Source organism: Tomitella gaofuii, assembly GCF_014126825.1.
Taxonomy (GTDB): domain Bacteria; phylum Actinomycetota; class Actinomycetes; order Mycobacteriales; family Mycobacteriaceae; genus Tomitella; species Tomitella gaofuii.
On the sequence record NZ_CP059900.1, the window covers coordinates 1,855,552 to 1,868,451 of the forward strand.

Here is a 12,900-nt window from a genome sequence, read left to right on the forward strand (position 1 = left end):
ATCGCGGCCATGGCCGCCGATGCGGCGCGGGTACGCGCGGCGGACGAGTTCACCGACCTGTCCGACTTCGGCCGCGACCCCTGGTGGCTGATCCTCGCCAAGGCGATCGTCGTCTTCGCGTTCCTGGTGCTCACCGTGCTGGTGGCCATCTTGATCGAGCGCAAGATCATGGCCTACATGCAGAACCGGGTGGGCCCCAACCGCTGGGGCCCGTGGGGTTCGCTGCAGAGCCTCGCCGACGGCATCAAACTCGCGCTCAAGGAGGGCATCGTCCCGGCGATGGTGGACCGGCCGGTGTACTTCCTGGCGCCGATCATCGCGGTGGTGCCGGCCATCATGGCTTTCGCGGTGATCCCCTTCGGCCCCGCAGTGTCGGTGTTCGGGCACAGCACGCCGCTGCAGCTCACCGACCTGCCGGTGGCCGTCCTCTACATCCTCGCCGTCACGTCGGTGGGCGTGTACGGGATCGTGCTCGCCGGGTGGTCGTCCGGATCCACCTATCCGCTGCTGGGCGGGCTGCGCTCGACGGCGCAGGTGATCTCCTACGAGATCGCGATGGGACTCACCTTCGCGGCGGTCTTCCTGGCCGCGGGCACGCTGTCGACGTCCGGGATCGTCGCCGCGCAGGGGCGCTTCTGGTACGTGCTGCTGCTGTTCCCGTCGTTCGTGATCTACCTGGTGTCGATGGTGGGCGAGACCAATCGCGCGCCGTTCGACCTGCCCGAAGCCGAGGGCGAGCTGGTCGGCGGTTTCCACACCGAGTACTCGTCGCTGCGCTTCGCGATGTTCATGCTGGCCGAGTACATCAACATGACCACCGTCTCGGCGCTGGCGATCACGATGTTCCTGGGCGGGTGGCAGGCACCGTGGCCGCTGAGCCTGTGGGCCGGTGCCAACAGCGGCTGGTGGCCCGTGCTCTGGTTCGTCATCAAGATCTGGCTGCTGCTGTTCCTGTTCATCTGGCTGCGATCCACACTGCCCCGGTTCCGCTACGACCAGTTCATGAACCTGGGCTGGAAGGTCCTCATCCCCGCGGCGCTGCTGTGGGTCATGCTCGTCGCCGCCTACCGGGCGCTGCGGGACGACGGCAGGGACGGTGCGGCCATCGTGCTCATCGTGTGCGGGATCGCGATAGCGATCGCCGTCGCAGTCGGAGTGCGCAGGCATTTCGCGGCCGCGCGAGCCGAGGTGCGGGCGGGTGGTCCACCGGATCCGGCCGGGCCGCCGGGCGCCGGTCCGGAGTCCGGAGGCTTCCCCGTGCCGCCGCTGCCCGAACAGCGCGGCGGCCGGGCGCTGACCGGCCGGGCCGAGGGCGGTCCCGGCTCCGGCGACCGTCGTGGACCCGGTGGCGGGGACTCCGAGAACCGGAAGGAGAGCAGCGATGTCTGACCTGGGCGGGATGTTCGAAGGCCTCGGCGTCACCTTCGCGACGATGTTCGCGGAGCCCAACACCGAGTTCTATCCGGAGGAGAAGCGCACGTTGGCCGCCGGATACCACGGCCGCCACCAGCTCAACCGGTACCCGGACGGGCTGGAGAAGTGCATCGGCTGCGAGCTGTGCGCGTGGGCGTGCCCGGCCGACGCGATCTACGTGGAGGGCGCCGACAACACCGACGAGGAACGCTATTCGCCGGGGGAACGCTACGGCAGCGTCTACCAGATCAACTACCTGCGCTGCATCGGATGCGGTCTGTGCGTCGAGGCCTGTCCCACGCGGGCGCTGACGATGATCTCCGACTACGAGATGGCCGACACCGATCGCGGCTCGCTCATCTACGGCAAGGACCGTCTTCTGGCGCCGCTCGAGGAGGGGATGGAGCAGCCGCCGCACCCGATGGCCCCCGGTGCGACGGACGAGGACTACTACCGGGGCGCAGTCGGCCCCGCGGACGGGCCGGAGGCGCAGCGGTGACCCCCGGCCAGGCCGCGGTGCTCGCCGCCGGGACGGGCGGCGCCGGATCGCCGGCCGGCGACGTCGCGGCCACCACCTCCACGGGCGAGGCTGTGCTGTTCTGGATTCTCGCCACCGTCGCGGTGATCGCCGCGCTGGGCGTCGTGGCGTCGTCGCGTGCCGTCTACTCGGCGTTGTTCCTGGCGCTGACGATGATCATCATGGCCGTGTTCTACATCGCCCAGGGGGCGCTGTTCTTGGGCGTCGTCCAAGTGGTGGTGTACACGGGCGCGGTGATGATGCTGTTCCTGTTCGTGCTCATGCTCGTGGGCATCTCCTCCGAGGAATCGCTGGTGGAGACGCTCAAGGGGCAGCGCGTGGCGTCGATCCTGGTGGGGATCGGCTTCGGGGCGCTGCTGGTCGGCGGCATCGGACACGCCGTCGCCGCCATGGGGCCCGGCGGCACCGGCGCGCCCGGCCCGGGCGGCGACGGACACGTCGACGCGCTCGCCGAGCTCATCTTCGATCGCTACCTCTGGGCCTTCGAGCTCACCGGGGCGCTGCTCATCACCGCGACGGTGGGCGCGATGATCCTGGCCCACCGCGAGCAGCTCGGACCCGTGCGCACTCAGCGGGAGCTCTCCCGCGAGCGGATCCGCACGGGGCGGCACGTCACCCCCATGCCCCCGCCGGGCGTCTACGCGCGCAACAACGCCGTCGACTCGCCGGCCCGGCTTCCCGACGGGACCTATTCGACGCTGTCGGTCAGCCCGGCCCTGCGCGCCGGGCACACGATCGTCGGCCCGCGCCCCGGCGTCGAGGCGGGCCCCGCGGCGCCCCCGGCCGCATCCGCCGGCGAGTCCTCCGGCAGGGCGCGGGCGGTGGACGGCGCGACCAGGGCGCTGGACGGACGTGCCGGGGACGAGCGCTACGGGGACGAAAGCGACGGGGGACGGGGGCCGGCGTCGTGAACCCCGACAACTACCTGTACCTGTCAGCCATCCTTTTCACGATCGGCGCGGTGGGCGTGCTGGTGCGGCGCAACGCCCTGGTGGTGTTCATGTGCATCGAGCTCATGCTCAACTCCGCCAACCTCGCGTTCGTGACGTTCTCACGCCGGCTGGGCAGCCTCGACGGGCAGGTGCTGGCCTTCTTCACCATGGTTGTCGCGGCGGCCGAGGTGGTGGTGGGCCTGGCGATCATCATGACCGTGTTCCGGACGCGCCGCAGCACGTCCGTCGACGAGGCCGACGAGCTGAGGGGGTGACGGCACGATGACGGTGATCGACTCCGCAACCGGCGACGGCGCGGCGGTGGCCGCGGGCCTGGCCGGCGGGATGTCCGGCGGCGCCGCGTCGGTGCTGTGGCTCGTGCCCGCGCTACCGGCGGCGGGCGCGCTGCTGCTGCTCGTGGTGGGCCGGCGCAGCGACCGGTGGGGCCACCTGCTCGGCTGTGCCACGGCGCTCGCGGCGTTCGGACTGGGCCTGGCGCTGTGGGCGCAGATGCTCGGCCAGGATACGGCGGCGCGCACTGCGGACCAGGACCTGTTCAGCTGGGTTCCGGTGGCGGACTTCCACGTCGATTTCGGGCTGCTGCTCGACCCGCTTTCGCTGTGCTTCGTGCTGCTCATCACCGGTGTGGGATCGCTGATCCACATCTACTCGATCGGCTACATGGCGCACGGCCCCGACCCGGCCGGCCGGTTCGCCGGGGACGCGCCCGGGCGGCGGCTGTTCTTCGCCTACCTCAACCTGTTCCTGGCCGCGATGCTCGTGCTCGTGCTCTCCGACAACTACCTGGGGCTCTACCTGGGCTGGGAGGGGGTGGGCCTGGCCTCGTACCTGCTCATCGGGTTCTGGCAGTACCGGCCCACCGCGGCCACCGCTGCCAAGAAGGCGTTCGTGGTCAACCGCGTCGGCGACATGGGGATGGTCATCGCCATGATGATCATGTTCGCCGTGGTCGGATCGGTCGGTTTCGGCGACGTGTTCGGGGCGGCCGGCGCCATGGGCGAGGGCACGCTCAACGCGATCGGCCTCATGCTCGTCGTCGCTGCGTGCGCCAAGTCCGCCCAGGTGCCGTTGCAGTCGTGGCTCGGCGACGCGATGGAGGGCCCCACGCCGGTGTCGGCGCTGATCCACGCCGCGACGATGGTCACGGCGGGCGTGTACCTCATCGTGCGTTCCGGCCCGATCTTCGACCTCGCCGAGGGGGCCCGCACCGCGGTCCTCGTGGTGGGGACGGTGACGGTGCTCTTCGGCGCCGTGATCGGCTGCGCCAAGGACGACATCAAAAAGGCGCTCGCCGCGTCGACGATGAGCCAGATCGGCTACATGGTGCTGGCCGCGGGGCTGGGCCCGGCCGGCTACGCCTTCGCCATCCTGCATCTGCTCACACACGGATTCTTCAAGGCCGGGCTGTTCATGGGCGCCGGCTCGGTGATGCACGGGATGCACGACGAGGTGGACATGCGACGGCTCGGCGGCCTGCGCACGGCCATGCCCATCACGTTCATCACCTTCGGTCTCGGATACCTCGCGATCATCGGAATACCCCCGCTGTCCGGGTTCTTCTCCAAGGACAAGATCATCGAGGCCGCCTTCGCCCACGGCGGCGCGGCGGGCACGGCCTTGGGCGCGGCCGCGATCGTGGGCGCCGGGCTCACCGCGTTCTACATGACGCGCGTGATGCTCATGACCTTCTGCGGCGAGCGGCGCTGGCAGCCCACGCTCAAGGAGTCCACGGGCGAAGTGAGCATGCCCGAACCGGAGGAGGCGCCGTCGTCGATGACCGTGCCGATGATCGTGCTCGCGCTCGGGTCGATCTTCGCGGGCGGGCTGCTCACCATCGGCGACAGGCTGGAGCACTGGCTCGAGCCGGTGGTGGGCACCGCGCACGCAGAGCCGCCGATCCCCGTCTGGGCGATCACGGTGATCACACTGGCCGTGGTGCTCGCCGGCGTCGGCGCCGCCTACCGCGCCTACGCGCTGCGGCCGGTGCCCGTGACCGCGCCCGCCGACGTCTCCGCGCTGACGACGGCGGCCCGCAAGGACCTCTACGGCGATTCCTTCAACGAGGGCGTGTTCATGCGTCCCGGCGCGGCGCTCACCGACTCGCTCACCGTGGTCGAACGCGGCGGGATCGACAGGTTCGTCGACGCATGCGCGGCAGCGGCCATGGCGCTGTCCCGCGCGGCCCGGAGGGTGCAGACGGGGTTCGTGCGCGGCTACGCGCTCACCATGTTCGCGGGCGTCGCGATAGTGCTGGCCATCGTCGTGCTGGGGAGGGTGTGGTGAACGGATTCCCCTGGCTCACAGTGCTGTGGGCGCTGCCCGCGGCGGGCGCATTCGGCGTGTTCGCGGTGCCCCGCGGGCGGCCCGCCGTGGCCAAGGCGGTGGCGCTGGCCGTCGCGGTGGCGACCTTCGCCGTGGCCGTGGTCGTGGCGGTGGGCTTCGACACCGGCGGGGCGCGCTACCAGTTCGTCGAGCAGCACGAGTGGATCCGCTCGCTCGGGGTGGGCTACCACCTGGGCCTCGACGGCATAGGCCTGGCGCTGGTGCTGCTCACCGCAGTACTGGTGCCGCTGCTGCTGCTCGCCGGCTGGCACGACCCGGGCGCAGGAGGCCGCCGGGCGCACACCTACGTGGCGCTGGTGCTGGCGACCACGGCCATGGTGATGATCTCCTTCACCGCGCTGGACGTGTTCCTGTTCTACGTGGTGTTCGAGGCGATGCTGGTGCCGCTGTACTTCCTCATCGGCGGCTACGGGCAGGACGCGCGCGAGGCCGGCGCGCGCTCGCGCGCCGCCGTGCGGTTCCTGCTGTACAACCTGCTGGGCGGCTTGATCATGCTGGCAGCGGTGATCGGGCTGTACGTGGCCACGGCCGGCGACGACAGCCCGTTCGCCTCCGGCACCTTCGACCTGCCCGCCATCGCGCGGGCGGTCTCCTCGGGGGATCTGGCGATCTCCGCCCCGGTGGCCAATGCGCTGTTCCTGGGCTTCATGTTCGCGTTCGCGGTCAAGGCGCCGCTGTGGCCGCTGCACACCTGGTTGCCGGACGCCGCCGTCTACACCACGCCCACCGTCGCGGTGCTGATGATGGCGGTGGTCGACAAGGTCGGCACTTTCGCGATGCTCCGCTTCGCCGTCGAGCTGTTCCCCGACGCGGCACGGACCTTCGCGCCGTGGATCGTCGGGCTCTCTGTGGTGGCGGTGGTCTATGGCGCGATGCTCGCCATCGGGCAGCGCGACGTGATGCGACTGATCGCCTACACCTCGATCTCCCACTTCGGCTTCATCATCCTGGGCATCTTCGCGCTCACCAGCCAGGGGCAGTCCGGCTCCACTCTGTACATGGTCAACCACGGTCTCTCGACCGCGGCGCTGTTCCTCATCGCCGGGTTCCTCGTCACCCGCCGGGGTACGCGCGCCATCGCGGCGTACGGCGGCATCCAACGGGTGGCTCCCGTACTGGCGGGGACCTTCCTGGTGGCGGGGATGGCGACGCTGTCGCTGCCGGGGCTGGCGCCCTTCATCAGCGAGTTCCTAGTGCTCATCGGCACTTACACGCGATACGGTGCCGCGGCGGTCGTCGCGACGGCGGCGCTGGTGCTCTCCGCTGTCTACATCCTGTGGCTCTATCAACGCGTCATGGGGGGCAGGACGGACGACGGCAACAGGCATGTCCGCGACCTGCGGCCCCGGGAGGTCATCGCGGTGGCGCCGCTGCTCGTACTGCTGCTGGTGCTGGGGCTCTACCCCAAGCCGATCCTTGACGTGATCGATCCGGCGGTGGAGTCCACGCTCACGTCGGTGCACTCGTCCGATCCGCCGCCGACGGTGCGCGGCGGTGTTCCCGGGGTGGCAGAGGGGCCGGGCGACGGTCCGGCCGGCGGGGAAGGGGGGCATCCGTGAACGCGGTGGAACTGCTCGCGGCGCAGCCGGCGCCGCACATCGACTACGCGGCGCTCTCGCCCATGATCGTGGTGTTCGCCGCCGCGGTGGTGGGCGTGCTCGTGGAGGCGTTCGCACCGCGCCGCGGACGCTTCACGGCCCAGGTCGCGCTCAGCGGGGCGGGGCTGATCGGCGCGTTCGCGGCCGTGATCGTGCTGGCCCTGCGCGGTACCGGGCGCACCGTGATGGCCGGTTCCGTGACGGTCGACGGGGCCGCCCTGTTCCTCCAGGGGACGATCCTCGTCGTGGCGTTCCTGTCGCTCATGCTCTTCGTCGACAGGCGACTGACGCTACGCCGCCCGGCGCGTGAGACCGCCGCGGCGGGCGCGGGTGCACCGTTCTTCGCCCCGCAGGCGTCCGCGGTGCCCGGGGGCGCGGCCGAGGCCGTGGCGCGGCGCGCGGGCATCGTCCAGACGGAGATCTTCCCGCTCGCGATGTTCTCCGTCGGCGGCATGATGCTCTTCCCCGCCTCCGCCGACCTGATCACGATGTTCATCGCCCTCGAGGTGCTCTCGCTCCCGCTGTACCTGTTGTGCGGGCTGGCGCGACATCGCCGTCTCCTCTCGCAGGAGGCGGCGCTCAAGTACTTCCTGCTGGGCGCGTACTCGTCGGCGTTCTTCATCTTCGGCGCGGCGCTCCTCTACGGCTACGCCGGCACCGTGTCGCTCGACGGCATCGCCGAAGCCACGCGGGCGAGCGTCGAAGCCGACGGCCCGGGCGGCGCGACGCTGCTGGCGCTCGTGGGTGCGGGTCTGCTCGGCATGGGCCTGCTGTTCAAGGTGGGCGCAGTGCCGTTCCACTCCTGGATTCCCGACGTGTACCAGGGTGCTCCGACGCCGGTGACCGCGTTCATGGCGTCGGCGACGAAGATCGCGGCCTTCGGCGCGCTGCTGCGGGTGTTCCTGGTGGCGCTGCCGGCCCTCCACGACCAGTGGCGTCCGGTGCTGTGGGCGGTCGCGATCGCGACGATGGTCTTCGGCTCCGTCGTGGCGCTGACGCAGACCGACATCAAACGGATGCTGGCGTACTCGTCGGTGTCGCACATCGGCTTCATGCTCACTGCCGTGGTCCCGGCATCCGATGACGGGCTCTCGGCCGTCCTGTTCTACCTGGCCGCGTACGGGGTGAGCGCGGTCGGTGCGTTCGCGCTGGCGGGCCTGGTGCGCAGCGCTGCGGCGGACGTATCCGGGGACGGCCTTGCGCCCGAGGCGCCGGACACCGCGCAGTGGGTCGGTCTGGGCCGGCGGCATCCGGTGTTCGGCGCAGCTCTGGCGCTGTTGCTGCTCGCCTTCGCGGGGATACCGCTCACCAGCGGATTCGTGGCGAAATTCGTGGTGTTCTCCGCGGCGCTCGGCGGCGGCGAGACGGCCCTGGTGATCGTGGGGGTGGTGTGCAGCGCCATCGCGGCCTTCTTCTACATCCGCGTCATCGTGCTGATGTTCTTCGCCGAGCCCGGCGGTGGCACACCCGTCGTGGCCGCGCCCGGCGCGTTGACCGCCGTCGCCGTGGTGGTGAGCGTGGTCGTCACGGTCGTGCTCGGGGTGGCGCCGCAGCCGCTGCTCGATCTCGCGGACACGGCGGCGCCGTTCCTTCACTGACGGAATCGCGACCAGGCGCCGCACGCGATGGATTCTGCAAAGGTCGCGAATTACGGGGAGTGTCGTTACGGTATTGAGGCGATATTGATGCGACGATGCGTTACGGCATTGCCGGACCCGTGGGAGAGGGCCATGGAATGCGGGGCGTGGGGCATGTCCACGGGAGGGGCGAGTGTGAGTTCGACGACGAGTATGACAGGCACGGGGCCGGGGCGGAAGGCACCGGGGAGGACGGCGCGCGCGATCGCGGCTCCGTCGGCGGCGCTGCTGCTGGTGACGGGCGTGTCGGCGTCGACTGCGGTGGCAGTCGGCCTTCCGGGTGTGGCGGCCGCGGCCCCCACGTCCGGGGCCGTGTCGCAGGACCTGCAGCAGTATCTGGACCTGCCGCTGGTGAACCGGGACGCCGCGCACGGCCCGGGCGGGGTCAACCCGGCGCTGCCCTACGACGAACAGCGGCTGGGCGCGCTGCTCGACCAGGCCCGCGCCGCGGGCGTCGAGCCCACCCGCTACGCCGCGCTGCTGTACCAGTATTGGCTGGTCGACGTGAGCAACGCCGCCGGAATCGACCTTGCGCAGTGGGATCCGCGCGCGGGTGCGGAGGCGAACCGCCAGAACCTCATCGACTCGTACAAGTACTACGAGAAACTGCAACTGCAGCACCGTGAGCTGCAGTGGGCGGGAATGGGCGGCCTCGTCGGCGGCGACTTCGGCGGGGGGCTGCTGGACTTCGAGCTGCTCACCGACGTCTACGAGTACCCCGGGCTCTCGCAGGCGGCCAACGAGGTGGTGTCCCGGGTGCTGCAGGCCGGCGGCGCGGAGGCGGCGGCGCAGCTCCCGGACGGACTACGTGCACTGGCGGAAGTGGGCGCCACGGTGACGCCCCAGGACCTGCACTGGGTGCTCGGGATGATCCTGGTGATGCAGAAGAACATCTTCTCCGACCTGATGCCGATGCACCAGGCGTACGTCACCGAGGGGCTTCCGGCGCTCGAGGAGATGCAGCGCGCCGGGCTGTTCGGCGCGGACATCATGCAAGCTTGGCGCGACGTCGCCTCCGGCGATCCGGGCCGCATCGCCGCCGGCAACGGGGCGCTGCTGCGGCGCGAGCAGTACACCGTGATCGCCGAACAGTGGGACCAGGTGCGCGACTACAAGGGCGCGGTCGGTGAGGCGATCACCTACGCCACCACCATCGCGGCCACGCCGTCCGTGGCAGGCGTGGTGCCGCCGCGTGAGTTCCACCCCATCGAGATCACCCGGCCGCTGCCGGACGGGCGCACCGTGACGATCACCACGCCATTGCCCGGCTGGAACTGGTCGGTGTTCGACGAGCGCTGGGAGTACATCAACGCCCAGCTGCTGCCCAAGTACAAGGCGATGGTCGAGAACGACTGGCCGGGGCTCGCCGCGCAGCTCAGCCGGCCGTACGCCGACCAGCTGCGGCGCGGACGCCCCCTCCAACACATTCCCGAGCTGCTCTCCTCCGCAGCCGCCGCGACGAAAGTGACGGTCTCATGACGGTATCCGGAACGATCACACGGAATCGCCGTGGCGGTGCGGGCGCGGGAGCCGGGCGTGCGCGCCGATGGCTGGCGGTGGCGGGCAGCGGGCTGGTTCTGTCCGGAAGCGCGGCGCTCGGTGGCGCCGCGCTGGGCTCCGGGGTTGCCGCAGCCGACCCTCCGGTACGCACCCCGGGCCTCGACGAGGTTTTCACGCCCTACATCGAGAGCACCTTCACCGACGGACGCCTCGCCACGCCCGGCGAGGTGATCGACGGCCTGCGCGCGGACGACCCGTTCTACGAAGAGCCGCCACTGGACGGAGAGGTGGCGCCGGGCACGCTGCTCAAATCGAAGCCTGTCCAGGTGATGTTCGGGGGCGTGCGCCCCGCGCATCTGGACGCGCACAAGGTCATGTACGTGACCCGCGGCGTGCAGGGGCAGCAGGTGATCAGTACCGGAATCCTCATGATTCCGCGCCCGCCCGGGTCGGGAGGCCCCGAGTCGCTGATCGGCTACCAGGAGGCCAATGACAGCGTCGGTCCCGGCTGCCATCCGAGTACGCAATGGACCGGCGGAGACCAGCTGGACCCGGCCGCCTATTCGGCCCTCGGCCCGCTGGCGCTCATGTTCGACCGCGGCATGGCGGTGATGATCAGCGACGTGGGCAACGACGCCGACCAGGACCCGCACGGGGTCTTCGCAGGGCAGTTCAGCGGGCGCGCCAACCTGGACGGCCTGCGGGCGGCGCTGCAGGTGCCCGGCACGGGGTTGGCCGACGACGTCCCCATCGGTGTGTTCGGCATCGCCGGCGGCGGCGTCGGCGCGGCGATGGCGGCCGAACTGCAGCCGACCTACGCCCCGGAGCTCAATGTGCGTTCTGCAGTGCTCGAAGGCATGGTGGTCGACCAGCGCAACTTCATGCGCGTCGCCGACGGCTCGGTGGGCTCGGGATTCGCTTTCGCCAATCTGCTGGGGCTCGAACCCTGGTACCCGGAGATGAAGATCGACGAGAAGCTCACCCCGCTGGGCCGGCAGATCGCCGACTTCTACCGCGACCAGTGCCAGCTCTCCTACTTCTCGATGCCGTTCGTGCCGCTGAATCTGCTGTTCGAGTCGGGCCTGAACCCCGCGGACATCCCGGACTTCCAGCACGCCTACGACGACAATGTCCTCGGGCGTTCGGCGCCGGAGGCGAAGGTCCTCATCACTTCCTGCGGCGCGGATGATTCGCCGATGTCGCTGGTGCCGGCCAAGGACTCGCGCGAGCTCGCGGAACAGTACCGGGCAGGCGGGACCGACGTGACCTACGCGCCCAGCGACTGCTCCATGGCAAAGCTGCTCAGCGACCCCTACGGCTGGGGCACGGACCTGTTCGGGATGCAGACGATCGATTGGCTGGCGGAGTCCGTCGGCCTCGGCGGTTCGGAGGGCTGAGCGGCGACCGATCCACTACGGTCGTAGGCGTGGTGGACGATGTGCAGGCCGATGACGGCACCTCGGACGGAAGCGGTTCCGCGCAGGCGTCACGCTGGGACGTGATCGTCGTGGGCGGCGGCTTCGCGGGTGTCGCCGCGGCGCAGCAACTCGGTCAGGCGGGCGTGGACGTGCTGCTGCTCGATGCCAACGACTACCACCAGTTTCAGCCGCTGCTCTACCAGGTGGCCACGTCCCAGATCGGCATCACCGAGGTGGCGCGCCCGTTGCGGTCGATGTTCCGTCGCCAGGAGACCGTCCGCGTCGCCATCTCGGAGGTCACCCGCATCGACGCCGCGGCGCGCACCGTGACGCTCGACGACGGTTCCGTGTGCACCGGACGGGTGCTGGTGGTCGCGACCGGGGCCCAGGCGAACTTCTTCGGCATCACGGGCGCCGCCGAGCACTCGTACCCTCTGTACTCGCTCGACGACGCGGTGCGGCTGGCAGGGGCCATGCTCTCCGCGCTCGACGAGGCCGACAAGCTCTCCGCGCCACGCGACCCCATCGACCTGGTGGTGGTGGGCGGCGGTGCGACGGGTGTCGAGTTCGCCGGTGCCGTGGCGGAGAGTCTCGCATCGGCGGTCGCGGCGGTGTTCCCCGGCGACCTGGCCGCACGCACCACCGTGCACCTGGTCGACATGGTGCCCACCGTCTTGGGCCCGTTCTCCGAGAAATCGCAGAAGTACGCCCGCGGTGTGCTGGAGGGCGCGGGCGTCCGGCTGCACCTGGGCAGGGGCGTCACCGAGGTGCGCGGCGACGGCGTCACCCTCGACGACGGCACGCGCGTGCCTGCACGGATGGTGGTGTGGGCCGGCGGGCTCAAGGGGCGCGACGTGCTCGCCGACTCCGGCCTGCCGCTGGGCCGGGGCGGCCGCGTGGACGTGGCCCCGGACCTCACCGTCGACGGCCTGGACGGGGTGTACGCGCTGGGCGACTCCGCGAACATCACCGACGGGAAGGGCCGCGCCCTGCCGCAGCTCGGGTCGGTGGCGCAGCAGTCGGGCAAGTGGGCGGCCCGGAACATCCTGGCCGACCTGTCCGGCCGGCCGCGCACGCCGTTCGCCTACCGCGACAAGGGCATCATGGCGATGATCGGCCGCGGTGCCGCGGTGGCCGAGGTGGGGCCGCGCCGCTGGCAGTTCAAGGGGCCCCTCGCTTTCATCGCATGGCTCGGCGTGCATGCGGCGCTGCTGTCCGGCGTGTGGCAGCGGGTGGGGGCCGCCGCGTCGTGGAGCGTCGGATACTTCACCAAGTACCGTCCGCAGGCGATGATCGCGCACGTGGCGCAGGACCTGCGGCGGGGGCGGTAGACGGGCCGGTGCGGCGTGGGGCCGGTCAGCAGTCCGGCGCGCGAAGGGGGATCGGCCCGCGCGACGGGCGGGATGCACTCGCGGCCGGGTGATGCGCTCGCGCACAGTGGACCGGCCCGCGAGTCCAGCACCCGGCCCGGGCTGCCGCCGTCACCGACAGCAGCAGCCT

Annotated in this window: 10 protein-coding genes; all 10 read left to right on the plus strand. The window is 70.8% G+C overall.

Annotated elements, in window-relative coordinates; genetic code table 11:
- Nucleotides 1–9: 9 nt before the first annotated feature.
- The 10 genes from nuoH (at nucleotide 10) to H4F70_RS08800 (ending at nucleotide 12,731) form a co-directional block, all read left to right on the plus strand.
- Entirely contained in the window at nucleotides 10–1,389 is a 1,380-nt protein-coding gene (gene nuoH / locus H4F70_RS08755) for an NADH-quinone oxidoreductase subunit NuoH (RefSeq protein WP_182360274.1), read from the plus strand.
- Complete coding sequence (nuoI, locus tag H4F70_RS08760) at nucleotides 1,382–1,912, plus strand: NADH-quinone oxidoreductase subunit NuoI (RefSeq protein ID WP_182348278.1); 531 nt, start codon at nucleotides 1,382–1,384, stop codon at nucleotides 1,910–1,912. The genes nuoH and nuoI overlap by 8 nt, the downstream gene beginning before the upstream one ends.
- Before the next feature lie 17 nt (nucleotides 1,913–1,929).
- On the plus strand, nucleotides 1,930–2,862 hold the full coding sequence (locus H4F70_RS08765) for an NADH-quinone oxidoreductase subunit J (protein WP_182360275.1): 933 nt from the start codon (nucleotides 1,930–1,932) through the stop codon (nucleotides 2,860–2,862).
- A complete protein-coding gene (gene nuoK / locus H4F70_RS08770; protein WP_182348279.1) occupies nucleotides 2,859–3,158 on the plus strand; it encodes an NADH-quinone oxidoreductase subunit NuoK in 300 nt (99 codons plus the stop codon). The genes H4F70_RS08765 and nuoK overlap by 4 nt, the downstream gene beginning before the upstream one ends.
- Nucleotides 3,159–3,228: 70 nt before the next feature.
- The gene (nuoL, locus tag H4F70_RS08775) at nucleotides 3,229–5,187 is read left to right on the plus strand and encodes an NADH-quinone oxidoreductase subunit L (protein ID WP_182360276.1); all 1,959 of its coding nucleotides are present in this window, start codon (nucleotides 3,229–3,231) and stop codon (nucleotides 5,185–5,187) included.
- Nucleotides 5,184–6,806 (plus strand): NADH-quinone oxidoreductase subunit M, encoded by a 1,623-nt coding sequence (locus tag H4F70_RS08780; RefSeq protein ID WP_182359862.1) that lies wholly within the window; start codon nucleotides 5,184–5,186, stop codon nucleotides 6,804–6,806. The genes nuoL and H4F70_RS08780 overlap by 4 nt, the downstream gene beginning before the upstream one ends.
- A 5-nt stretch (nucleotides 6,807–6,811) precedes the next feature.
- On the plus strand, nucleotides 6,812–8,443 hold the full coding sequence (gene nuoN / locus H4F70_RS08785) for an NADH-quinone oxidoreductase subunit NuoN (protein WP_182360277.1): 1,632 nt from the start codon (nucleotides 6,812–6,814) through the stop codon (nucleotides 8,441–8,443).
- A gap of 192 nt (nucleotides 8,444–8,635) precedes the next feature.
- Entirely contained in the window at nucleotides 8,636–9,961 is a 1,326-nt protein-coding gene (locus tag H4F70_RS08790; protein ID WP_235681422.1) for a hypothetical protein, read from the plus strand.
- Nucleotides 9,958–11,379 (plus strand): lipase family protein, encoded by a 1,422-nt coding sequence (locus H4F70_RS08795; RefSeq protein ID WP_182359863.1) that lies wholly within the window; start codon nucleotides 9,958–9,960, stop codon nucleotides 11,377–11,379. Before H4F70_RS08790 ends, H4F70_RS08795 begins: the two co-directional genes overlap by 4 nt.
- A gap of 29 nt (nucleotides 11,380–11,408) precedes the next feature.
- Nucleotides 11,409–12,731, plus strand: coding sequence for an NAD(P)/FAD-dependent oxidoreductase (locus H4F70_RS08800; RefSeq protein WP_220471791.1), 1,323 nt, complete (start codon nucleotides 11,409–11,411; stop codon nucleotides 12,729–12,731).
- The last annotated feature ends 169 nt before the right edge of the window (nucleotides 12,732–12,900 follow it).

Bases quoted from the DNA above. Each gene is read 5' to 3' on its own strand.
- nuoL (WP_182360276.1), top strand. From the start codon at position 3,229: ATGTCCGGCGGCGCCGCGTCGGTGCTGTGGCTCGTGCCCGCGCTACCG.
- H4F70_RS08795 (WP_182359863.1), top strand. From the start codon at position 9,958: ATGACGGTATCCGGAACGATCACACGGAATCGCCGTGGCGGTGCGGGC.
- nuoI (WP_182348278.1), top strand. From the start codon at position 1,382: ATGTCTGACCTGGGCGGGATGTTCGAAGGCCTCGGCGTCACCTTCGCG.
- H4F70_RS08790 (WP_235681422.1), top strand. From the start codon at position 8,636: ATGACAGGCACGGGGCCGGGGCGGAAGGCACCGGGGAGGACGGCGCGC.
- nuoH (WP_182360274.1), top strand. From the start codon at position 10: ATGGCCGCCGATGCGGCGCGGGTACGCGCGGCGGACGAGTTCACCGAC.